This is a genomic window from Novosphingobium sp. FKTRR1 (assembly GCF_020404405.1).
Lineage (GTDB): Bacteria > Pseudomonadota > Alphaproteobacteria > Sphingomonadales > Sphingomonadaceae > Novosphingobium.
Map to the genome: position 1 here is coordinate 15,883 of NZ_JAIZDA010000015.1, position 22,033 is coordinate 37,915.

The 22,033-nt window shown below is 64.3% G+C and carries 28 protein-coding genes; 23 read left to right on the forward strand and 5 right to left on the reverse strand.

Going from position 1 to position 22,033, the window contains the following annotated elements; translation table 11 throughout:
- Positions 1-337 precede the first annotated feature (337 nt).
- The 3 genes from coxB (at position 338) to LDN95_RS14385 (ending at position 4,073) form a co-directional block, all read left to right on the forward strand.
- Positions 338-1,234 carry a cytochrome c oxidase subunit II gene (gene coxB / locus LDN95_RS14375; RefSeq protein ID WP_226018281.1) on the forward strand — a complete coding sequence of 299 codons (897 nt, stop codon included), beginning with the start codon at positions 338-340 and terminating at the stop codon, positions 1,232-1,234.
- A 28-nt stretch (positions 1,235-1,262) separates the two neighbouring features.
- Complete coding sequence (gene ctaD / locus LDN95_RS14380) at positions 1,263-2,951, forward strand: cytochrome c oxidase subunit I (protein ID WP_226018282.1); 1,689 nt, start codon at positions 1,263-1,265, stop codon at positions 2,949-2,951.
- Between the two features lie 159 nt (positions 2,952-3,110).
- The gene (locus tag LDN95_RS14385) at positions 3,111-4,073 is read left to right on the forward strand and encodes an alpha/beta fold hydrolase (protein ID WP_226018283.1); all 963 of its coding nucleotides are present in this window, start codon (positions 3,111-3,113) and stop codon (positions 4,071-4,073) included.
- A gap of 19 nt (positions 4,074-4,092) precedes the next feature.
- Here the strand turns inward: LDN95_RS14385 and LDN95_RS14390 are convergent, their stop codons facing one another.
- Positions 4,093-4,611, reverse strand: coding sequence for a thioredoxin family protein (locus LDN95_RS14390; RefSeq protein WP_226018284.1), 519 nt, complete (start codon positions 4,609-4,611; stop codon positions 4,093-4,095).
- Positions 4,612-4,761: 150 nt separating this feature from the next.
- Here LDN95_RS14390 and LDN95_RS14395 point away from each other — a divergent pair, with 150 nt between their 5' ends.
- The 13 genes from LDN95_RS14395 (at position 4,762) to LDN95_RS14455 (ending at position 13,691) form a co-directional block, all read left to right on the forward strand.
- Entirely contained in the window at positions 4,762-5,679 is a 918-nt protein-coding gene (locus LDN95_RS14395; RefSeq protein ID WP_226018285.1) for a heme o synthase, read from the forward strand.
- Entirely contained in the window at positions 5,676-5,885 is a 210-nt protein-coding gene (locus LDN95_RS14400; protein ID WP_226018286.1) for a hypothetical protein, read from the forward strand. Before LDN95_RS14395 ends, LDN95_RS14400 begins: the two co-directional genes overlap by 4 nt.
- A gap of 4 nt (positions 5,886-5,889) precedes the next feature.
- Positions 5,890-6,480, forward strand: coding sequence for a cytochrome c oxidase assembly protein (locus LDN95_RS14405; RefSeq protein WP_226018287.1), 591 nt, complete (start codon positions 5,890-5,892; stop codon positions 6,478-6,480).
- A gap of 95 nt (positions 6,481-6,575) precedes the next feature.
- A complete protein-coding gene (locus LDN95_RS14410) occupies positions 6,576-7,400 on the forward strand; it encodes a cytochrome c oxidase subunit 3 (protein ID WP_226018288.1) in 825 nt (274 codons plus the stop codon).
- A gap of 92 nt (positions 7,401-7,492) precedes the next feature.
- Complete coding sequence (locus LDN95_RS14415) at positions 7,493-7,771, forward strand: DUF983 domain-containing protein (protein WP_226018289.1); 279 nt, start codon at positions 7,493-7,495, stop codon at positions 7,769-7,771.
- Positions 7,768-8,334 (forward strand): SURF1 family protein, encoded by a 567-nt coding sequence (locus LDN95_RS14420; RefSeq protein WP_226018290.1) that lies wholly within the window; start codon positions 7,768-7,770, stop codon positions 8,332-8,334. Before LDN95_RS14415 ends, LDN95_RS14420 begins: the two co-directional genes overlap by 4 nt.
- Positions 8,335-8,443: 109 nt before the next feature.
- A complete protein-coding gene (gene thrC / locus LDN95_RS14425; protein WP_226018291.1) occupies positions 8,444-9,850 on the forward strand; it encodes a threonine synthase in 1,407 nt (468 codons plus the stop codon).
- Positions 9,851-9,860: 10 nt separating this feature from the next.
- Entirely contained in the window at positions 9,861-10,766 is a 906-nt protein-coding gene (locus LDN95_RS14430; RefSeq protein WP_226018292.1) for a class I SAM-dependent methyltransferase, read from the forward strand.
- Positions 10,767-10,862: 96 nt separating this feature from the next.
- Positions 10,863-11,237: a dihydroneopterin aldolase gene (locus tag LDN95_RS14435; protein WP_226018293.1), complete on the forward strand. Its 375-nt coding sequence runs from the start codon at positions 10,863-10,865 to the stop codon at positions 11,235-11,237.
- A complete protein-coding gene (locus LDN95_RS14440; protein WP_226018294.1) occupies positions 11,234-11,998 on the forward strand; it encodes an SDR family oxidoreductase in 765 nt (254 codons plus the stop codon). The genes LDN95_RS14435 and LDN95_RS14440 overlap by 4 nt, the downstream gene beginning before the upstream one ends.
- Positions 11,995-12,999, forward strand: coding sequence for a GTP 3',8-cyclase MoaA (gene moaA, locus LDN95_RS14445; RefSeq protein ID WP_226018295.1), 1,005 nt, complete (start codon positions 11,995-11,997; stop codon positions 12,997-12,999). The genes LDN95_RS14440 and moaA overlap by 4 nt, the downstream gene beginning before the upstream one ends.
- 1 nt (position 13,000) lies before the next feature.
- Positions 13,001-13,258, forward strand: coding sequence for a MoaD/ThiS family protein (locus LDN95_RS14450; RefSeq protein WP_226018296.1), 258 nt, complete (start codon positions 13,001-13,003; stop codon positions 13,256-13,258).
- Positions 13,251-13,691, forward strand: a complete 441-nt coding sequence (locus tag LDN95_RS14455; RefSeq protein WP_226018297.1) for a molybdenum cofactor biosynthesis protein MoaE — start codon at positions 13,251-13,253, stop codon at positions 13,689-13,691. Before LDN95_RS14450 ends, LDN95_RS14455 begins: the two co-directional genes overlap by 8 nt.
- A 41-nt stretch (positions 13,692-13,732) precedes the next feature.
- On the opposite strand, the gene LDN95_RS14460 is transcribed toward LDN95_RS14455, so the two are convergent.
- Entirely contained in the window at positions 13,733-14,362 is a 630-nt protein-coding gene (locus LDN95_RS14460; RefSeq protein ID WP_226018298.1) for a hypothetical protein, read from the reverse strand.
- A 189-nt stretch (positions 14,363-14,551) separates the two neighbouring features.
- On the opposite strand from LDN95_RS14460, the gene rplU reads away from it, so the two are divergent.
- From rplU to LDN95_RS14480, 4 genes are all read left to right on the forward strand, one after another.
- Complete coding sequence (gene rplU, locus LDN95_RS14465; RefSeq protein ID WP_226018299.1) at positions 14,552-14,848, forward strand: 50S ribosomal protein L21; 297 nt, start codon at positions 14,552-14,554, stop codon at positions 14,846-14,848.
- Between the two features lie 24 nt (positions 14,849-14,872).
- Positions 14,873-15,142, forward strand: a complete 270-nt coding sequence (rpmA, locus tag LDN95_RS14470) for a 50S ribosomal protein L27 (protein WP_226018300.1) — start codon at positions 14,873-14,875, stop codon at positions 15,140-15,142.
- Between the two features lie 242 nt (positions 15,143-15,384).
- Positions 15,385-15,975 (forward strand): GNAT family N-acetyltransferase, encoded by a 591-nt coding sequence (locus LDN95_RS14475; protein ID WP_226018301.1) that lies wholly within the window; start codon positions 15,385-15,387, stop codon positions 15,973-15,975.
- A 121-nt stretch (positions 15,976-16,096) separates the two neighbouring features.
- Positions 16,097-16,699 carry a TetR/AcrR family transcriptional regulator gene (locus tag LDN95_RS14480; protein ID WP_226018302.1) on the forward strand — a complete coding sequence of 201 codons (603 nt, stop codon included), beginning with the start codon at positions 16,097-16,099 and terminating at the stop codon, positions 16,697-16,699.
- Here LDN95_RS14480 and LDN95_RS14485 read toward each other — a convergent pair.
- Positions 16,674-17,414, reverse strand: coding sequence for a folate-binding protein YgfZ (locus LDN95_RS14485; RefSeq protein WP_226018303.1), 741 nt, complete (start codon positions 17,412-17,414; stop codon positions 16,674-16,676). The genes LDN95_RS14480 and LDN95_RS14485 overlap by 26 nt on opposite strands.
- 38 nt (positions 17,415-17,452) lie before the next feature.
- Between LDN95_RS14485 and pyrC the strand changes: the two genes are divergently transcribed.
- Positions 17,453-18,496 (forward strand): dihydroorotase, encoded by a 1,044-nt coding sequence (gene pyrC / locus LDN95_RS14490; protein ID WP_226018304.1) that lies wholly within the window; start codon positions 17,453-17,455, stop codon positions 18,494-18,496.
- 3 nt (positions 18,497-18,499) lie between these two features.
- On the opposite strand, the gene rarD is transcribed toward pyrC, so the two are convergent.
- Complete coding sequence (gene rarD, locus LDN95_RS14495; RefSeq protein ID WP_226018305.1) at positions 18,500-19,456, reverse strand: EamA family transporter RarD; 957 nt, start codon at positions 19,454-19,456, stop codon at positions 18,500-18,502.
- Positions 19,457-19,608: 152 nt separating this feature from the next.
- Between rarD and LDN95_RS14500 the strand changes: the two genes are divergently transcribed.
- Positions 19,609-20,088, forward strand: coding sequence for a glycine zipper 2TM domain-containing protein (locus LDN95_RS14500; RefSeq protein ID WP_226018306.1), 480 nt, complete (start codon positions 19,609-19,611; stop codon positions 20,086-20,088).
- Positions 20,089-20,252: 164 nt separating this feature from the next.
- Positions 20,253-20,528: a hypothetical protein gene (locus LDN95_RS14505; RefSeq protein WP_226018307.1), complete on the forward strand. Its 276-nt coding sequence runs from the start codon at positions 20,253-20,255 to the stop codon at positions 20,526-20,528.
- A 19-nt stretch (positions 20,529-20,547) separates the two neighbouring features.
- Here LDN95_RS14505 and astD read toward each other — a convergent pair whose 3' ends face one another.
- Positions 20,548-21,978, reverse strand: coding sequence for a succinylglutamate-semialdehyde dehydrogenase (gene astD, locus LDN95_RS14510; RefSeq protein WP_226018308.1), 1,431 nt, complete (start codon positions 21,976-21,978; stop codon positions 20,548-20,550).
- Positions 21,979-22,033 lie beyond the last annotated feature (55 nt).

A 22,033-nucleotide genomic window follows, 5' to 3' on the forward strand; every position in this document is an offset into this window, starting at 1 on the left:
GCGAGGGGCTGGTAAAAAAGGCTGCGCCGCGCTACCGGCGACGCTGATGCGGCGGCAAATGGCCCCCATGGCTTCCGGCGGCAAGCCCTTTTCGCAAGGGAAGATGGTCATCACGGTCCATGGGGGGTACGTAAACCGCTGTTGGTGCACGATTGCAGGCTCCGGCAAGGGGCGTAAGTATTGTTGCCTCGGTACAAGGGGCAGCTTGAAAAAACTGTGCGACTGCGCTTGAGCAAGCTGGAACCCACGCGTATAGGCCTGTGGGTTTGAGGGATTTACAAGGGTTTCATCGGGCCGACCGGCACGGTGCAGACGGGGAAGAGCGGAACCTTCGACGATGAGTCAAGCCGACACGAGTCTAGCCGATTTCGTCCGCATTGCGGGCAAATCCATCCGGGCCTTCGGGCTTTCCGCTGCGGTTGCGGCGTTGACCACGGCGAACGCCTTTGCGGCGGACTACGTGCCGATGAAACCCGTCGCGGGTAAAGGGCAGCCGGTTCCGGGAGGCTTCAGCTTCCAGAACCAGTATTCACCCACGGGTGAACAGGCGCTGACCATGTACAATTACGTGCTGATCCCGCTGATCACCGTGATCGTGCTGTTCGTGCTGTTGCTGTTGCTGGTGGTTGCGGCCAGGTTCAACCGCCGGGCCAATCCGGTCGCGTCCAAGACCAGCCATAACACCCTGATCGAAGTGATTTGGACGTTGCTGCCGGTGCTGATCCTCGTGGTCGTCGCGGTACCCTCGATCCGCCTGCTGGCCCAGCAATACAAGCCTGCTCCCAAGGGCGCGCTGACGATCAAGGCCACCGGTTACCAGTGGTACTGGGGCTATACCTATCCCGACAACGGCGGGTTTGAGGTGATCTCGAACATCCTGCCGAGCGCCGAGGCGATCAAGCGCGGCGAATCGCCGCAGTTGGCTGCCGACAACCGCATGGTCGTGCCGGTGGGTGAGCCGATCCGTCTGCAGACCGTCGGTTCGGACGTGATCCACTCGTTCGCGATGCCTTCGCTGTGGTTCAAGCTCGACGCCGTGCCGGGCCGGATCAACGAGAAGGTGCTCTTTGTGAAGGAAGCTGGCGTCTATTACGGGCAGTGCTCGGAACTGTGCGGCGTCCGCCACGGCTACATGCCGATCGTGATCGAGGCGCTGCCGCGCCCGAAGTTCGAAGCCTGGGTAAAGGCGCAGGGCGGTACCGTTGGTGCCCCGGCTGCCGCTCCGGCCGCTTAAGCAATTCAGGAACTAAGGTCAGAACACCATGGCTTCCATCCCAGCCGACCACGAAACGTTCGGAGCGCATCATGACGATGCGCACGACCATGATCACAAGCCGAGCTTCTTCGCTCGCTGGTTCATGTCGACCAACCACAAGGATATCGGTACGCTGTACTTGATCTTCGCGATCTTCGCGGGGGTCATCGGTGGCGCGGTGTCCGGCATCATGCGCGCCGAACTGGCACATCCGGGCATTCAGTATCTCGGCTATTTCGCCAGCCTGCTGGGCGAAAAGAGCCCGACTTTCGACCAGCAACTCCACCTGTGGAACGTGCTGATCACCGCCCATGGCCTGATCATGGTGTTCTTCATGGTCATGCCTGCCATCATCGGCGGGTTCGGCAACTGGTTCGTGCCGATCATGATCGGCGCGCCCGACATGGCCTTCCCGCGGATGAACAACATCTCGTTCTGGCTGACGGTGGCAGGCTTCTGCTCGCTGATGTTCTCGGCGTTCGTGCCGGGCGGCGTGGGCAATGGCGCGGGCACCGGCTGGACGGTCTATGCGCCGCTTTCCACCACGGGCTCGGTCGGTCCGGCGGTCGACTTCGCGATTTTCTCGCTGCACCTTTCGGGTGCCGGTTCGATCCTGGGCGCGGTCAACTTCATCACCACCATCTTCAATATGCGTGCGCCGGGCATGACCCTGCACAAGATGCCGCTGTTCGTGTGGTCGGTGCTTGTGACCGCATTCCTGCTGCTGCTGGCGCTGCCGGTGCTCGCTGCCGCCATCACCATGCTGCTGACCGACCGCAACTTCGGCACGACCTTCTTCGACCCGGCCGGTGGCGGTGACCCCGTGCTGTACCAGCACTTGTTCTGGTTCTTCGGTCACCCCGAAGTTTACATCATGATCCTGCCGGGCTTCGGCATCATCAGCCAGATCATCTCGACCTTCTCGAAGAAGCCGGTGTTCGGTTACCTCGGCATGGCTTACGCGATGGTCGCGATCGGCGTGGTCGGGTTCGTCGTGTGGGCGCACCACATGTACACCACCGGCCTCGACGTGAACACGAAGATGTACTTCACCGCCGCCACCATGGTCATCGCGGTGCCCACCGGCATCAAGATCTTCTCGTGGATCGCGACGATGTGGGGCGGTTCGATCGAGTTCAAGTCGCCGATGGTCTGGGCGATCGGCTTCATCTTCCTGTTCACCGTCGGCGGCGTGACCGGCGTGGTGCTTGCCAACGGCGGCATCGACGACAACCTTCAGGACACCTATTACGTGGTGGCACACTTCCACTACGTGCTGTCTTTGGGCGCAGTGACCTCGCTCTTTGCCGGGTTCTACTACTGGTTCCCCAAGATGAGCGGCCGCTGGCACAGCGAGTTCCTGTCGCACCTGCACTTCTGGGTGTTCTTCGTCGGCGTGAACCTGATCTTCTTCCCGATGCACTTCCTCGGTGCGCAGGGCATGCCGCGTCGCTACCCCGATTATGCTCCGGCCTTCGAACAGTGGAATACGCTGGCGACGCAGGGGTACATGATCATGGCGGCCTCGATGGTGATCTTCTTCGTCAACATCGGCTACGCGCTGGTCGCCGGTCGCAAGGCGGAAGGCAACTACTGGGGCGAAGGTGCCACGACGCTGGAGTGGACGCTGTCCTCGCCTCCGCCGTTCCACCAGTTCGAAACGCTGCCAGTGATCGAGGATGCGCACGCGCACTGAGCGCTGCCAGACCTTCATCCGGCGACGGACTGAAACAGCGACACCCCGGCGGCAACGTCGGGGTGTTCTGCATTCAGGGCATCGCCAGCGCGGTGCTTTTTGGCGTTTCAATCAAACGATTAAATTGGTAGCGTGGTCGCAAAGATTGAGAGGAATGCCATGCCCGAATTTCGCAGCATTGATGCTGGTGCCGTCACCTTGCGCGCCGCGGTCGAGGGAAGCGGGCCGCTGGTCATCCTGGTCCATGGCTTCCCCGAAAGCTGGTATTCTTGGCGCCATCAGTTGGGGCCGATTGCCGCAGCAGGGTTCACCGCCTGTGCCATCGATGTGCGCGGCTATGGCGGCTCCGACAAGCCTGAAGCGGTTTCCGCTTATGGTCTCGAGCAACTGGCGGGCGATCTGGTGGGCGTGGCCGATGCGTTGCAGCCCGATGCACCGGCCATCCTGATCGGGCATGATTGGGGCGCCCCGATCGTGTGGAATTCGGCGTTTACCCGGCCTGACCGGTTCCACGCCGTTGCCGGATTGTCGGTGCCATTCGCCGGTGCGCCGCAGCGTCCGTTCACCGAGGTGTTCCGCGAGCTGTTCACCAGCAAGGGCGCGTTCTTCTATCAGGAATATTTTCAGGTCGAAGGTGTGGCGGAGGCCGAGCTTGAGGCCGATCTGCGCCGCTTCTTGCGCATATTTCTGCATTCAATCTCGGGTGAAGCACCGCCCAACGCGTGGCCGCTGAAGCCCGTCGACAGTCTGCTGCTGACCGGGTTGCCCGAGCCAACCGGCGAATCAGCGTGGTTGAGCGAGGCCGACCTCGACTATTACGTTGGCGAATTCACGCGTTCAGGTCTGCGGGGGCCGCTCAACCGTTATCGCAATCATGAGCGGGACTTTGCCTGGCTACATCCCTTCGCGGCACGCAAACTTGAACAACCCGCGCTGTTCATTGGCGGTTCGGCGGACCCGGCGACAACCTTGTTCGGACAAGTCAGCGACCCGGTGGCGATGATGCGCCATTTCGCCCCCAATGTTGAAGGCACCGTGTTGGAGGGCTGCGGCCACTGGACCCAGCAGGAGCGACCGGAAGAGGTCAACCGCCTGCTGGTAGATTGGCTGGGGCGGCTCTAGCGCCTGACCGAACTCCCGTTCACTTGGCCCATTGCGCGAACCAGTCGGCCAGCGCCTGCGGGGTCATGCTGCGCGCATCGGACAAGGCCGAGACGTGGCCCTTGTTGATCAGACGGTTGGTGCGCGGATCGACAACCAGCACCGAAGGCACACCTTCGAGGCGACCCGTGATGCCATAGCCGCGCTGAATCTGCAGGTTCTTGTCAAACCGGCCCACATCGACCGTCACAAGTTCAAAGCGCTTGTCGAGCCAGCCCTTGAGCGGTTCCTGCTCGACTGTTCCGGCCAGCAGGCGGCAATCGAGGCACCAGTTGCCGCCAAGATCGATCAGCAGCAGCTTGTGGCTGCGCTTGGCGCGGGCCTTGGCCGCTGCCACGACCGCATCGGCATTGGCGGATTCGTCATAGGGAAGCGGTAATGGCTTGGGCAGTTGCTCAAAGCTGGCGATCGGCAAACGCGGCGCAACGGCAGCGGCAACGGGCCATGCAAGGGCAAGCGCCGCCGTGGCGGCAAGGGCTTTGATGAAGGTCTTGCGCATATCTCAATCTCCAGACTTGAGTTTTGGAGTAGCAACTGGCCAACGCCAAGGAAATCCCCTTTTCGCTACCGGCAGTCGCACGTTCGGCGCTGTGTGCGCCAAGCGCCCCTTTCCCTTGGGCCCGGGGCGGCCTATAGGCCCGCAACGATCATGAAACACGCCACCACCCTGCCTTTGCCCGCCGACTGGCGCGACTTCTTTGCGCTGACCAAGCCGCGCGTCATGACTCTGGTCATTTTTACCGGATTGTGCGGCATGTTGGCAGCGCCCGGCACGATCCATCCGGTGCTGGCGTTCACCGCGATCCTGTGCATCGCAGTGGGGGCTGGCGGTTCAGCCGCGCTCAACCAGTGGTGGGAAGCCGATCTTGATCGCGGCATGAAGCGGACCCGCAACCGGCCTTTGCCTGCCGGTCGGATGGACCGCGAATCGGCGCGCGATTTCGGTTTTGCGCTGGCGGGTGCGTCGGTGATGGTGATGGGAGTGGCGATCGGCTGGCTCGCTGCAGCCATTCTTGCGTTCTCGATCTTCTATTATGCCTGGATCTATACTGTCTGGCTGAAGCCGCGCACGCCGCAGAACATCGTTATCGGTGGCGGAGCCGGTGCGTTTCCGCCGCTGATCGGCTGGGTTGCGGTAACGGGGCACATCACATTGATGCCCGTGCTGCTGTTTCTGATCATCTTTTTCTGGACGCCACCGCACTTCTGGGCACTCGCGCTCTATGTCCAGACTGATTACGCCAAAGTCGGCATTCCGATGATGCCCGTCGTGGCCGGCGAACGCTCGACCCGGCGGCAGATACTGATCTACGCGGTTCTGCTGCTGCCCTTGGCAGTCGCGCCTGCGCTGATCGGTGGAACGGGCCGGATTTACGGTTTGTCCGCGCTGGTGCTTAGCCTTGCCTTCCTGGCCTTGGCGGTGCGGGTCGGGCTTCGTCAATCGGTGCCGGGTGATACGATGAAGCCGGAAAAGCGCTTGTTCGCCTTTTCGATTTTGTACCTTTTCGCGCTGTTTGCCATGTTGGTGGTCGATCGGTTCGCGACGTTGCAGGGATGGCAGGCATGACCGATGAAATCAGGGGTGAGGGCACGGCCCAGATCCAGGGTACCGATCTTGCCGCCTTTCGTGCCCGGCAAAAGGCGCGCAACCGTGTGCTCGGCGTAATCCTGATCGCGTTGGCGGTGCTGTTCTTTGCCATCACCATCGTCAAGATCGCGACCCCGCCGCCCAAGCCTTCCGCGCAGGCGGCTGGCGCAGAAATGGCGCATTGACCCGATGGCGACCGCCGCACCAGCCATCGAACGCCGCAATCGCCGAGTGGCGACCATTTTTGGTGGAATTGCGCTTGCCATGCTGGGGCTGGGGTATGCTTCGGTGCCGTTGTACCGGATGTTTTGCCAGGCCACCGGCTTCAACGGTACCACACAGCGCGCCACCGTGGCGCAGGCGGCCACCGTCAAAGCCATCGCGCAGCCGATCCGCATCCGCTTCGATGCCAATACCGCGCCGGGCCTGCCGTGGACCTTTCGCCCCGAAGCGGTGACGCAGGACGGCCATCTGGGTGAACGCAAGATGGCGTTCTTCATCGCGCGCAACAATTCCACCCGGCCGATTACCGGCCGCGCGGTGTTCAACGTTACGCCCGAGCAAACCGGCGCCTATTTCCACAAGATCCAGTGTTTCTGCTTCAACTATCAGAAGCTTGAGCCAGGGCAGGAAGTGCGAATGCCGGTGATCTACTACGTCGATCCGGCACTTGCGCGTGATCCCAATGCCCGCGATACCGAGGAAATCACGCTGTCGTACACCTTCATGGAGGCGGCAGGCAGCAAGGACGGCGGATCGCCCAGCGGCACCGCAAATTGACTGGACCGACGCCGCAACGCCCGATAAAGGCCGGTGGCTATGAGATTGTCCGGCGCCATGCCGGATGCAGGAACTGACCCGGGGGAAGCGCGACCATGGCCGGAGCCAAGAACCACGATTACCACATTCTGCCGCCAGACGTCTGGCCGTTCGTGGGCGCCATGTCGGCGCTGACGATGGCCACCGGCGGCGTGTTCTGGATGCACAAGTATGCAGGCGGCACGGGCATTTTCATGCTTGGCCTGCTGGGCGTGCTGCTCACCATGTTCTCGTGGTGGGGCAAGGTCATCAAGGAAGCGCACGAAGGGCATCACACCCCGGTGGTGCAACTGCACCAGCGCTATGGCATGATCCTGTTCATCGCTTCGGAAGTGATGTTCTTCGTCGGCTGGTTCTGGGCCTTTTTCGATTTCTCGCTGTTTCCTTCGACCATCAACGTCGACGTGATCGGTGGCCAATGGCCGCCCAAGGCGATCGAAGCGGTCATGAACGCGTTCGATCTGCCGCTGCTCAACACGCTGATCCTGCTGTGCTCGGGCACCACGCTGACCTGGGCGCACCACGCGCTGATCCATGGCGACCGTGACGGACTGAAGAAGGGTCTGTGGGCGACGATCGTGCTGGGCCTGCTGTTCAGCTCGGTTCAGGCGTACGAGTACATCCACGCACCGTTCCCCTTCGGCAAGAACACCTATGGTTCGGCCTTCTACATGGCGACCGGGTTCCACGGCTTCCACGTGATCATCGGCACGATCTTTCTGATCGTCTGCCAGATCCGCGCTTACAACAACGATTTCACGCCGCGTCAGCACTTCGGTTTCGAAGCCGCTGCATGGTACTGGCACTTCGTTGACGTGGTGTGGTTGTTCCTGTTCGTCGCCATCTACGTGTGGGGCAATTGGGGCGCTCACATCGAGTGATGACGCCGGGCGCAAGCCAGCATTCGAAAGGGCAGCCGGGCATACCCCGCGCTGCCCTTTTCGGTTTGTGCCCCCGCTGCGGAGCCAAGGGGTTGTGGGCGGCGCCCGCGCAGTTCGCCGAAGCCTGCACCGCCTGCGGGCAGGCCTTCGCCGCGCATGAGGCGACCGGACGTTCGCTCTACCCGGCGCTGCTGCCGGTGATCGTATTGCTGATCGGCGCGGCCTTGTGGCTGGATGACAACGTGGCGCTGCCGGTATGGGCGCTGGTGTTGCTGTGGGGCGCGCTGGTTCCAACCGTTGTTGTCGGCGTGCTGAGGCTGGTCAAGGTCTTGATATTGGCGGCGCGGATTGCGCGGGAGACTGAACAATGAAGCGCTTGCCGATCCTGCCGACCCTGCTGGTGCTGATCGCGGTTGGAGTGATGATCCGCCTCGGCTTCTGGCAGATCGAACGGCTGCACGAGAAGGAAGCGATGCTGGCGCGCTATGCGACGGCGCAGGGCGACAGAGGTGTGCATCGTTGGCCGGATAGCGACCGCGAGCCGCTCGGCTATACCCGGCTGCAACTCGAATGCGTCAAGCCGTCGGGCACGCTGCCGCAGGCCGGGCGCAACGCTGCGGGCCGGTCCGGCTGGGCGCAAGTGGCATCGTGCCAGACGTTCGACGGGGCCAAGGCGCGCGTCGTGCTCGGCTGGTCGGACCGTCCGGTCAGTCTGAGCTGGACCGGTGGCACCGTGACCGGCACCTATCTTCCCCGTGGGGAAGGCATGCTGGTGATCGCCGACCCGCCGCTGGCCGGGTTGCAACCCAATGCGCGACCCGACCCGCACGACATCCCCAACAACCACTTCGCCTATGCGGTGCAGTGGTTCCTGTTCGCGGGGGTGGCGCTGGTCATTTACGGACTGGCGCTGCGCAAGCGGCTGCGGGAGTAACGCGCTTCAGTCCCGTCGGCACGAAGGGGAATTGCGGGCGGCAAGGATTTGGCAGCTACCACCCTCAATCCTTGCCACATCGCCCCCCGGTCGCTAACCGGCGCTGGCCATGAAGTATGTCAGCACACGCGGGCAGGCCCCGTCGCTCGATTTTGAAGGTGTCACGCTCGCGGGCCTCGCCTCGGACGGGGGGCTTTACGTGCCCGAAGTCTGGCCGACGTTCTCGCCGGACGAGATCGCGGCACTGGCCGGGCTGCCCTACCCCGAACTGGCGCAGAAGATCATGCAGCCGTTCGTGGGTGACAGCATTGCGCCCGATCGCCTGCTTGAACTGACGCGGCAGGCTTATGGCCGGTTCGCCCATGCAGGCGTGACCCCGCTCAAGCAACTGGATGAGCGCCAGTGGGTGCTCGAACTGTTCCATGGCCCCACGCTGGCGTTCAAGGACGTGGCGCTGCAACTGCTCGGCCTGCTGTTCGAGGAGTTCCTGAGCCGTCGTGACGATCATTTGACCATCGTCGGCGCGACCAGCGGCGATACCGGCTCGGCGGCGATCGATGCCGTGGCCGGGCGCGCCAAGATCGACATCTTCATGCTGCACCCCTATGGCCGCGTGTCCGACGTGCAGCGCCGCCAGATGACCACGGTGCTGGCGCCCAACGTCCACAACATCGCCATCGACGGCAGCTTCGACGACGCGCAGGCCACGGTGAAGCGCATGTTCAACGACGCCGAAATCACCGGAAAATACGGCATCGCAGCGGTCAATTCGATCAACTGGGCGCGGTTGATGGCGCAAGTGGTCTATTATTTCTACGCCGCGCTGCAACTGGGTGCGCCGCATCGCAAGGTGGCGTTCAGCGTTCCCACCGGCAACTTCGGCGACGTGTTTGCCGGGTATGTTGCGGCGAAGATGGGCTTGCCGATCGAGCGGCTGATCGTGGCCACCAACATCAACGACATCCTGCACCGCGCCTTGTCGACAGGCGACTACTCCGCAGGCACCGTCACGCCGACAGCGGCGCCATCGATGGACATTCAGGTGTCGTCGAACTTCGAACGGCTGCTGTTCGATGCCGGTGGCAAGGACGGCGCAGCGATGGCGCAGCAGATGCGCACGTTCGAGAGCACCAAGGCCTTGCAACTCACCAACACGCAGCGCGAATCGATCGCCACGCTGTTCAGCAGCGAGCGCGCCGATGGCGTGGACATGGCACACGCGATGCGCTGGGCGCACGAAAATGCCGGCGAGGTACTCGATCCGCATACCGCCATCGGGCTGCACGCCGCGCGCGTGGCCAAAGACTTGCCCGCCGATGTGCCGGTGGTGACGCTGGCGACGGCGCACCCGGCCAAGTTCGTCGATGCGGTCGAGCGCGCTACCGGCGTCCGCCCGCCGCTGCCGGTGCGCGTGGGCGACCTGTTCGAGCGTGAGGAAGCCTGCACCCGCCTGTCCGGTGATTACGCGGTCGTGGCCGATTTCGTCACCGCGCGGGCCACCCCGCGCCACGGTTGAGGCGGACGCGATGGCCGATCTTGATCTCCAGCCCAAGCTGATGGTGGGCGAAGGCTGGGGCGATTTCGCGCTGCTCGATTCGGGCCACGGCCGCAAGCTTGAGCGGTATGGCGACTACCGTTTCATCCGCCCCGAACCACAGGCCTTGTGGAGCCCGCGCCAGCCCGACTGGGCGGCGCACGGCGAATTCGTGCCCGGATCGGACGAAGACGGCGGCGGGCGCTGGCTGTTCGGCGGGGGGCAGTTCGACCGCGCCGTCCCCCGCGATGGCTGGCCCATGGCGCGCGATGAAGTGCGCTTTACCGCCAGTTGCACGCCGTTCCGCCATCTTGGTTTCTTTCCCGACATGGCCCCGGTGTGGGACTGGATGGGGTCGCGGCTGGACGGGTTGGACGCCGCACAGACGCTCAACCTGTTCGGCTATACCGGTGTCGGCACGCTGTCGCTGTCTCGTTTTGGCCCGGTGACCCATGTCGATGCGTCGAAAAAGTCGGTGGCACAGGCCCGCGCCAATGCCGCGCTTTCGGGGCTTGAGGCGCGGCCGGTGCGCTGGATCGTCGACGATGCCGCCAAGTTCACCGCCCGCGAAGTGCGGCGCACCAAGCGCTATGACGGCATCATCCTTGATCCGCCCAAGTTCGGGCGCGGCCCTGACGGCGAGGTCTGGCGGCTTGAGGAAAGCCTGCCCGGCCTGATCGGCGACTGCGCGCAACTGCTTGATGGCCAAAGCCGTTTCCTGTTCCTGACCGTCTATGCGGTGCGGATGTCCTCCCTGGCGATCGCCGGACTGCTGGCAGAGGCGCTGGCGCATTTGCCGGGTCGGATCGAACACGGCGATCTTGCCATCCGCGAGCAGGGCGAGGGCGGCCGGGTACTGCCGACCGCGATCTTCGCGCGCTGGTCAGGCGCAACATAAGCCGCGGCAGGGTGGCACGATCGGATCGTGTCACATCGCGCCGCATTGCCCGCAATCACTGGACATTCGCCGCATAGCCTGTCAGACGCCCGGCCCGTGTCAGACAGCCTCATCCTTGAAGTCGCCAATATCCAGACCGATGTCCTGACCGGCATCTATTCGGAAGAAACTGGCCGACCGCAGCCGTTGCGCATCTCGATCCGGGCCGAACTGGCGCCGCAGCCGCGCTACACGCCCGATTGCCCGCTCGCGGCGAGCAAGAACTACATGGATCTGAAATTCGCCGCGGGCGAAGGCTTGCCGCGCGACGTGCATTTCACCCTTATCGAGTCGGTCGCCGATCATATCTGTGAAACGCTTTTCCTGCAGGATGCGCGCCTCACCCGGATCAGCGTGAAGATCGTCAAGCTGGCGATCAGCGAGGGTGACGAGGAGATCGGCATGACCCTTTCGCGCGAGCGTCCGGCATGAGTGAAACACGGCCGCTGGCATTCGTGACCGGCGGCTGGCGCCGCATTGGTGCCGCCATCGCCCGCAAACTGGCGCAAGAAGGCTGGGATCTGGCGTTGCATGCGCACCATGCGCGCAGTTTCGATCAGGGCTTCATCGATGAACTGGCTGTGCTGGGCGCGGTTGTGCACCCGGTGGCAGGCGACCTTGGTGACGGTGGCCTGGCCGCGCGGCTGGTGGCCGATGTGGCCGCCACCGCCGGGCGTCCGCCGGTCTTGCTGGTCAACTGCGCATCCGCCTTCAACGATGACACCATCGGCACCGTTACGCCCGAGGCGCTCGATTGGCATTTGCGAGTGAATCTATCGGCACCGGTGCTGTTGACGCGCGGCTTTGCCGATGCGCTGGGCGAGGCGCAGGGTGCGGTCGTACAGATCCTTGACCAGCGGGTGCAGAACCCGGTCCCGGATCAATTGAGCTACAGCCTGTCCAAGCAGGCGCTTCATGCCGCCGTGCGCACGCTCGCCCGCGCGCTGGCGCCGCGTATCCGGGTGAACGGTGTGGCGCCGGGACTGACCCTGCCGACGACCGATTACGACACGGAACAATGGCATCGGCTGGAGCAGATGATGCCACTGCAGCGCTTGTCCGGGGCCGAGGAAATTGCCGATGCCGTGCGCTTCCTGGCCAGCGCGCCGTCGATCACCGGACAGACTTTGTTCGTGGATGCAGGCGCACACCTTGAATCTTACCCCCGCGACTTCGTATATCTCGGCAGGTGACGGTTCAGGCACCCCTTATCGATCGGTTTGCGCGCGCGATCACCTATCTGCGGCTCTCTGTGACAGACCGTTGCGACTTGCGTTGCACGTATTGCATGCCCGAGCGGATGACCTTTCTGCCGCGCGCCGAAGTGCTGACGCTTGAGGAACTGCACAAGATCGCGCTGGCGTTCATTGCGCGCGGGGTGCGCAAGATCCGGCTCACCGGCGGCGAACCGCTGGTGCGGCGCGACATGCTGCAACTGGTGCAGGCGCTGGGCCGCCAGTTGGGCGACGGGCTCGACGAACTGACGCTGACGACCAACGGCACCCATCTGGCCCAGTTCGCCGATGACCTTGCGGCAGCCGGGGTGCGGCGGGTCAATGTCTCGCTCGACACGCTCGACCGGGCGACCTTTGCCAGCCTTACCCGGCGCGACCAGTTGCCGCAGGTGCTCGAAGGGATCGCGGCGGCCAAAGCGGCGGGACTGAAAGTCAAGCTCAACACCGTCGCGCTCAAAGGCTTGAACGAGGCCGAAATTCCCGAGCTTGTGGCGTGGGCGCACAGCCAGGGGCACAGCGTCACCCTGATCGAGGTCATGCCGCTGGGCGAGGTCGATGGCGACCGCTTCGATCACTATCTGCCGCTTGATGCAGTGCGTCGCGATCTCGAATCACGCTGGACGCTGGTGCCCAACGCTGATCGTAGCGGTGGGCCAGCGCGCTATCTCGATGTGGCCGAAACCGGTGGGAGGCTTGGCTTCATCACGCCCTTGACCGGCAATTTCTGCGAAGGCTGCAATCGCGTGCGGCTGACTGCGACCGGACAATTGTTCATGTGTCTGGGTGGAGAAGCGCAAGTCGACTTGCGCGCGGCGGTGCGTTCGGACGATCCGCAAGCCGCGCTCGATGCCGCGTTCGCCCGCGCGATGGGTGAAAAACCCGAACGCCACAATTTCGTGATCGACCGGGCCGGGGCCGCGCCCGCGTTGGCCCGCCATATGTCCACGACCGGAGGCTGATGTGCCTGAGGCCAATGCGCGACTCGTGTTTCTGGGGCGGCTGGAAGACGTGGCTGGTTGTGCGGAACTGGCGGTCCAGCCGGGCCCGCTGGATCAGGTGCTGGCACGAATCGATCGCGCGCTGGCGGTCGAGCTTTTGGGTGAGCGCATCCGGCTGGCGTTGAACGGGCGGTTGCTGTCTGATGCAGCCAGCATCGAACTGGCCGCAGGCGACGAACTGGCGTTCCTGCCGCCGGTCAGTGGAGGCTGCCGTGGATGAGGTGCGGCTGTTGGCCGATGGCTTTGACCCCGGCTTCGAACTGATCCGCTTTGCCGCCACGCATCCGCGTGCGGGCGGGATCGCCAGCTTTCTGGGGCAAGTGCGCGAGGGCGACGGCGTGGAAGCGCTGGAACTGCGCCACTATCCGCCGATGACGTTGCCGGGCATGCAAGCGCTCGCACGATCGGTGCGCCAGCGCTGGGCGCTTGACGGGCTGATGCTGGTACATCGCTACGGCCTGCTCACGCCCGGCCAGCCGATAGTGCTGGTGGCCGCTGCCGCGCGACATCGGCGCGATGCTTTTGCCGCCGCCGACTATGCGATGGACCACCTCAAGAGCGAGAGCTGGTTCTGGAAGCGCGAACGGACGGCGGACGGATGGCGCTGGATCGAGCCGCGCGAGCAGGACTTCCGCGATAAAGCGCGCTGGTAGGGCTCGCCGGTAAGGCGCGCTCTTTTGCGCCGGGGGACGATTCAGTTCGGCATCATGGCCTGCAGCCCGGCGATTCGCGCATCCTGACGCGCCACAAGCGCACTCACCGTGGCGTGGCGCTCCTTCAGCGCGGCTAGACGCGGATCGGCCACCCGCGCATCGCTGATCGTGGTTTCCACCAGCAACCGGTCAAGATCGGCCAGCGCCACCGTGGCGCGGCTGCGTGCCGATTCGAGGTCGGCCAGCGCGATCTGCGCCACCGCCCAAGCCTCGCTTCCACGCGCTGCATTGCGCGCAGAACCGATTCGCTGCGCCGATACAGCCTCGCGCGCCGCGAATCGGCTGTCGGCTTCCTGAGCCTGCGCGACCAGAGCGTCGGCGCGGGGCAGCGGGTCGGGGCCGGGCGGGGGGAGGGGTGTCGATGTGGAGGACGCCCCGGTTGTCGCGGGCGCGACGGCGAAGCTGCGCTCTGCCGGGCGCCGCGCAAGCGAGGGGAAATCGCCGCGCTGGCTGGCGCAACCGCCCAGCAAGCCAAGAGCGGCGAGCGCCAATGCACTACGAGCGAGCAATGAAGCGGGCGAAAGACTGGACGAAGCGACCATGCCAGTGCCATAGCAGGCTATCCGGTCGCTACCAGTGGCGATGGATGCGATGGAGCGGCCCTGCGGCATTTTCCTTCGGGCTGGCGTTGACAGCTTGGGCCCTTTGGACTATCCGCGCCGCTCTTTCCGGGGTTTCCGCGCTTTTGCGGGTCTTCGGCGTATTGCCCGCTGTCCGCGATTCGCATGTCATGCAAGTTCATGGCATGGTTGTCGGGGTGCTTGGTGGGTCAGGCATTTTGGAACGGATAGCACAAGACCATGTTCGCAATCGTGCGCACGGGCGGCAAGCAGTACCGCGTAGCCGCCGGAGACAAGATCGCCGTCGAAAAGCTGGCTGGTGAAGCCGGTGAGACGATCACCCTTGGCGACATTCTGCTCGCTGGCAAGGATGGCGAAGTGACCGACGCCACTGGCGTGACGGTCTCGGCCCAGATCATCGCCCAGGCGAAGTCGGAAAAGGTCGTGGTGTTCAAGAAGCGCCGCCGCCACAACTATCGTCGCAAGAACGGCCACCGCCAGCAGCTTACCCTGCTGCGCATCGTGTCGGTCGCCTGAGCGCAAGATCCGGAGTAGTCTGAGATGGCACACAAGAAAGCAGGCGGTTCGTCGCGCAACGGTCGCGACTCGCAGTCCAAGCGCCTCGGCGTGAAGAAGTTCGGCGGCCAGGAAGTGGTCGGCGGCAACATCATCATCCGTCAGCGCGGCACCCGCGTTTACCCCGGCGCCAACGTTGGCCTGGGCAAGGATCACACCCTGTTTGCGCTGGGCAACGGCCGCGTGCGTTTCCACGCCGGCAAGCTCGGCCGCAAGTACGTGTCGGTCGACATTCAGGCTGAAGCTGCCGAATAAGCGGATGGTCATGCCAAGGGCCATCCTGACGGGATGGCCCCGCCGAACCTTGCGGTTCGGCTGATTGAGGGAGAGGGGCCCACCCGTCTCCCTTTTTTCGTTTCTCCCTTGCATCCGCAACAGCGCCATTTCGGAACCATCTGTCGCACGATGGGGGCAATCCGGTGGCATTCGCCATATCGTTGTAACGGCTCGCGCTTAGGGCGCAGTCGACCAGCGGGGGCGGACGAGGAGAAACGCGCGTGTTCATTCGCAGCGAACGACTGTTCCTGAGACCCGGCTGGCCCGAAGATTGGGCCGAACTGCATGCCTTGTTCGATGACGAGGCGGTCGTGCGCAATCTTGCGCGCGCGCGCTGGCCTTATCGCCCCGACGATGCCCGCGCGTTCGCCGGTTTGCCGCAGGCTCCGCGCCATCCGCACTTCTTTATCACCCAGCCCGGTGCGCATGGCGCGCGCTTGATCGGCTGCGCGGGCCTGGTCGAACCGGACGTCGGGGCAGAGGCTGGTACGGTCGGCCTTGCCTATTGGATCGGTCAGCCATTCTGGACGCGCGGGTTTGCGACCGAGGCCGTGCGCGCGCTGTTGCCAGTGGCGCGCACGCTGGGCCACCGCCGCGTGGTCGCCAGCGTGTTTGCCGACAATCCCGCCGCCGCCCGCGTGCTGGCCAAAGTCGGCCTGCAACCCGTCGGGGGCGTGCACGCCTGCTTCAATCCGGCGCGCGGGCATGATGCACCAGCACAACTGCACGCCATAGACATTGATCTGGCTGGCAATTGCAACTGTACTGGTGTGGCCCCCGCGGCCAAGTCGGCGCTGATCCGCGCTGCTTGAGCCAAGGGGTGGCGCAACCCTTGTGATAGCGCCGCTGCCGCCGCTTGCGGCAGCGCGCGCGGCGGACTACGGACTCCATGGGAGGTTTGCCGCATCGGCTCGTGCCTCCATGGGGTGTTCGTTGGAAAAGTTGGTTCGCAAGCGTCTCAGCCCTCAGGAAAGCCGCGTCGCCGCGCTCAATGCCGCGCGTGGGCTGCTGATCGAGGCGGGGCCGCAGGCAGTCACGCTCAAGGCCGTGGCAGCGCGCATCGGGCGCACCCATGCCAACTTGCTGCATCATTTCGGGTCGGCTGCGGGCTTGCAGAAGGATCTGGCGCGCCATCTGGCCCAAACGATCTGTACCAATATCCGCGATACGGTGATCGCCAATCGCAGCGGCATCGGTTCGCCACGCGATGTTGTGGATCTGACCTTCGATGCCTTCGACAAAGAAGGCGCAGGCGCGCTCGCCTCATGGATGCTGCTGACAGGGAACGAGGATGCGCTCGATCCGATCGTCGATGCCGTGCACGATCTTGTCGTCGAACTGGACGAATTCGGATCGGATGCGCAACGCAGCAACACCCTCGCGCTCACGCTGATGGCGTTGGGCGATGCGCTGATGGGCGGGCCGTTGAGCCAGGCGCTCGATCTGCCCCGCCATGCAGCGCGCGACCGCGCGGAACGCCTGCTGGTCGAAGGACTTCAGGCGGCCGGGGTTACTCTGCCGCCGAATTGTCCGTAAGCGGCAGCCACGATGGCCGCAGGTCGTCCGGGATCGCTTCAACCCGCAGATGGTCGACGGCTAGATCGAATTCGGGATAGGCCGCACGCTGCCGGGTGAGGTCGGAGCGTTCGAGGGGGACCACGATCAACCGCCGGTTGACCTTTTGCCGCCAGTTCATCCGCGCGGTGTTTTCCTGACCGACATAGCAGCCCTTGGTGAAGCTGACGCCGTTCAGTTCGGCCGCGTTGGCTTCAAGCCACAAGGTCTGGTCGCTGCCGAGTTCGGCTATGCCCTCTGTCACGCCAAGTGACAGGCGATGGGCCCGCCATGCCGCATCGGCCGGGGCATCGTTCGGACCAATCGCCGCCAGTTGGCGCAGGCCTAGCGCAGGCAGGCGCGGATCGGGCGTTCCGGCTCCGTCAAGATTCCAGAACACGCCGAGCGACGGATCGCGGGCGATCGCGATCTTGCGCCGCAGCCGATAGAGCGACAGGCGCCGGACCAGTGCATCGGCGACTGCCGCCTCGCAATCGATCAGCCAGTCGGCGCCATCGCCCCAGACGATGAAGTCGAACAGCGCCTTGCCTTGCGGCGAAAGCAGTCCGGCCCACACCGGCAAGGGCCCGGCCATGTCGCTGGTGACCAGCCCTTGCAGAAAGCTAGCGACCGATTCGGTCGGGTCTTGTGGCGACAGACGGATCACGGCGCGATCGTGCAGGCGGGCGTTGCTCATGCGTGACAGATAGGGTCGATGCCGCCTAAGGGAAAGGGATGACCGACACGCAGACTCTGACGATCCGCCGCCCGGATGACTGGCATGTGCATTTGCGCGATGGCGCGCTGCTGCAAGGTGTGGTGCCCTATACCGCGCGCCAGTTTGCGCGGGCCATCGTGATGCCCAACCTGAACCCGCCGATGACCGACGTCGCGGGCGTTGCGGCCTATCGCGACCGCATTCTGGCGGCATTGCCGGCAGGCAGCGACTTTACCCCGCTGATGACGCTGTACCTGACCGATCATACCGACCCGGACGAAGTCGAGCGCGGGTTTGCCGCCGGGGTGTTCGTGGCGGCAAAGCTTTATCCGGCGCACGCCACCACCGGATCGGCCCATGGCGTGACCAGCGTGGCCAACATCCGCGCGGTGCTGGAACGGATGGAAAAGATCGGCATGCCCTTGCTGATCCATGGCGAAGTGACCGAGGCGCACGTCGATATCTTCGACCGTGAGGCGGTGTTCATTGAGCGCACGCTGATCCCGCTCGTCAGTGACCTGCCCGGATTGAAGATCGTGTTCGAACACATCACCACGCAAGAAGCGGCGCAGTTCGTCGAGGCGGCAGGTTCGACCATCGCGGCGACGGTGACCCCCCAGCACCTCCACATCAATCGCAACGCCATGCTGGTCGGCGGGATTCGTCCGCACGCCTATTGCCTGCCGGTGGCCAAGCGCGAAGTGCATCGTCTGGCGCTGCGCAAGCTGGCCACATCGGGCTTCGAACGGATCTTTCTGGGCACCGACACTGCGCCGCACGCGCAACATCTGAAAGAGGCGGCTTGCGGCTGCGCGGGGCTGTTCAACGCGCCTTTCGCGCTGGAAAGCTATCTCGCGGTGTTCGAGGCCGAGGGCGCGCTGGATCGGTTCGAGGCATTTGCCTCGCGCAATGGCCCGGCGTTCTATGGCCTGCCGGTCAATGAAGGCACAGTAACGTTGACGCGCCGAACGATCGTGGTGCCCGAGGTGATTGACGCCAATGGCACGGCGATCGTGCCGTTCCATGCCGGGGAAACGCTGGCTTGGCGGCTGGAGGACTGACTTTCAGCCCTTCGTGCCGCGCGCCCTTAGCACCATGTCGGCGCTGAACACGCCGATGGCGATCCAGATCAGCACGAAGCAGGCCAGCCTGACTGAATCAAGCGGCTCGTGGTACACGGCGAGGCCGAGCACGAACACGATCGTGGGCGACAGGAACTGGATGAAGCCCAGCGTCGACAGATCGAGAGAGCGTGCCGCCATTGCGAACAACGCCAGCGGCACGGCGGTCAGCACACCTGCGCCGAACAGCAGGGCGGCGGTGCCGGGCCCGTCCAGGATGCTCGATCCCTGTCCTTGGGTGGCAAACCATAGTGCGGCCAAAACGGCCGGGACATACAGCACCAGCGACTCGATTGCCTGACCGGTAACGGCGCCGACCGGCGCCAGTTTCCGGACCAGTCCGTACAGTCCGAAGCTTGTCGCAAGCGACAACGCCACCACCATCATATCGAGCGGGCCGCCCAGCAGCAGCGCTATGCCAAAAGCGGCGATGCCAACCGCGCTCCATTGCAGGCGGTTGAGCGTTTCCTTGAGTACCAGCGTGCCCAGCAGAACGTTGACCAGCGGGTTGATGAAGTAGCCGAGGCTGGCCGCAAGCACATGCCCTGCATTGATCGCGAAAATGTAGATCAGCCAGTTCATGGCCACCAGCACCGCGCTGAGCGACAATTGCACCATCAGACGTGGGGTCCGCAGGGCTGCGCCAAGTTCGTGCCATTGCCCGCGGGCAAACAAAAACAACAAACACAACGGCAACGTGAAGATGATCCGCCAGGCGACCAGTTCAACCGAGGGAACATGGTGCAACTCTCGGAAGTAGAGCGGCAGGAAGCCCCAGATGAGGTAGGTGAGTAACGCCGCGACCAATCCGGTGCGCGTCTTGGCAGCATGATCCATGTCGGCGGCTCTGGCAGGGTGTTTACATAAGGCCAAGCAAGAAAAACGTATTCGGGTCGTCAATTTTGCGCATCGGTTCGTCGCAAATCGTCAATTCTGACACGCCCGTTGCATTCCGTTCAGGTTGACTGGGGTAAACATGAACCGTCGCACGATGAGGCGCCGGAGTGAAGGGCCTGCAGCAAGGCCGCCGGACCCGTGCAGGAGACCGTGACATGAAATTTCCTCGCAACATCATGCTCTCGTTGGCTGTTCTTGGTGTGGTTGCCGGGGCGATCCCGGCGCAGGCCGCCGTTGGCACCGCAACCGCTCCGACCGCTCTGGCCGCGGCCTATGGCGACGACTGGCAGCACGGGCGCGAGCCGTCCTGGAACGATCGCAACTACAATCGCGATGGTTGGGGCCGCGGATACGAGCGCACCGACTGGCGCGACAATCAGCGCCGCGAGGATTGGCGTGACGATCGCCGCCGCGACGATGGCTATCAGGCGTCATCGTGGCGTGGGCGCGACGGTCGCACTTACTGCCGCAAGCCTGACGGCACGACCGGCTTGCTTGTCGGCGGCGCGGCCGGGGCACTGATCGGACGCGGCGTCGCCGGGTCAGGTGACCGCACGCTCGGCGCGATCCTTGGTGCCGCTGGCGGTGCGCTGCTTGGACGGGCGATCGATCGCGATAGCGGGCGCTGCCGTTGAATGCGGGCCTTTGCAGATACCCAGCCCTCGGGTCGCACCTGGGATGGGGAGAAGGGGCGTTCGGTTCAGGCCGGGCGTCCCTTCTTGTTGGTGGAGTACCGTTGGGCGGAAGCAGGCCGCGTCCTTGCAAGGTTACGCGGTCTTAACCATGGTCGGCCCATGTCATGACCATGGTCTGCGCGCGCCTCTTCCCGATGCTTCCGGGCTTCCCGCTGACGGCTCTTGCCCTGTCATTGGGGCTGGCTGGCTGCACCGGCACCGAGCGCCGCACACAAGCCATCCAGGACGACCCGATGATGACCGAGGCGATTGAAGGACAATTGCTGGTCGATCCCGACCTTTCGCAGCAGAACATGCGCAATTATGCGGTGGTGCCGCCCGGACCGGTGGACAAGGCCTTGCCGACCGGCGCCGATCTGGTCCGGCCGCCCGCGCATTGATGCGGGCCGCGTCGCCGGTTCAGGCGTCGCGCAGACCGACACCGATGCTGGCGCGCGGCTGTTCCACCTCTGTAGAGGCGACCGGATAGGCGCAGTAATCCGCAGCGTAATAGGCGCTGGGCCGATGGTTGCCCGACAGCCCGACCCCGCCGAACGGCGCCGCGGACGAGGCCCCGTTGGTTGGCCGGTTCCAGTTGACCACGCCTGCACGAATGTTTGCCCAGAAGCGGTTGTAGTCCTGCGGACTGCCGCCCAGCAGCGATGCGGCCAAGCCGAAACGGGTGGCGTTGGCTTCGGCGATCGCTTCGTCGAACTCGGTGACGCGCACGACCTGCAACAGCGGGCCGAACAGCTCGATGTCGGGCCGGTCCTTCATCTTCGTCACGTCGATGATGGCGGGTGACAGGAATGGCAGGTCTTCGCGCAGGCGGACCAGATGCTTGATCGGACGGCCGCCGTTGGACAGCAGATAGAGGAAGCTTTCGGTCAGGCCATCGGCGGTGCGGTTGTCGATCACCGGACCCATGAACGGCGCGGGTTCATCGAACGGCGCTCCCACGATGATCCGGTCGGCAAGGCGCTTCACCTCGTCGATCACGCCGTCATAGAGCGTGTCCTTGATGATCAGGCGGCGCCCGGCGGTGCAGCGCTGACCGGCGCTGGTGAAAGCGGACTGCACGATCAGCGTGGCGACATCGGTGATCTTGGGCGTATCCCATACCACGATCGGGTTGTTGCCGCCCATTTCCAGCGCCACGATCTTGCCCGGATCGTCGGCCAGACGCCGGTTGATGGCGATGCCGGCATTGGCCGATCCGGTGAACAGCACGCCGTCGATGCCATTGTGCGCGACCAGCGCCTTGCCCTCTTCCGGGCCGCCGATCAGCACTTGCACCACCGCCGCCGAAATCCCCGCGCGGTGAAAACACTGCGCCAGCAGTTCGCCGGTGGCCGGGGTCTTTTCCGAAGGCTTGAATACCACGGCGTTGCCGGCGATCAAGGCCGGGACGATGTGGCCGTTGGGCAAGTGGGCGGGGAAGTTGTAGGGCCCCAGCACCGCCATCACGCCGTGCGGTTTGTGCCGCAGCGCCGCCACTCCCTGCAACGCATTGTCGAGCTTGCGCTGCGACGTGCGGTCGGCATAGGCGCGGATCGAAATCTCGACCTTGTTGATCACGCTTTCGACTTCGGTGCGAGCTTCCCACAGCGGCTTGCCGGTTTCGCGCGCGATCAGCGTGGAGAGCTTGTCCGATTCCTTGCGCACTTCGTTGGCGAAGCGGCGGACCAGTTCGATGCGGGTGGCCAGCGGTTGCGCGGCCCAGCCGGGCCAGGCGCGACGGGCGCGCTCGACGATCTCGTCCACGTTGCCGATCCGGCCACGCCACAATTCGGCACCGGTGGCGGGTTCGAACGAGACGATTTCATCGTCGGCCAATGTCAAAGCTTCCATGTCAGTGCGGTATCCGGACAGCGTCTGGTAACGAAAGAAATCAGCGCAAGCCAGC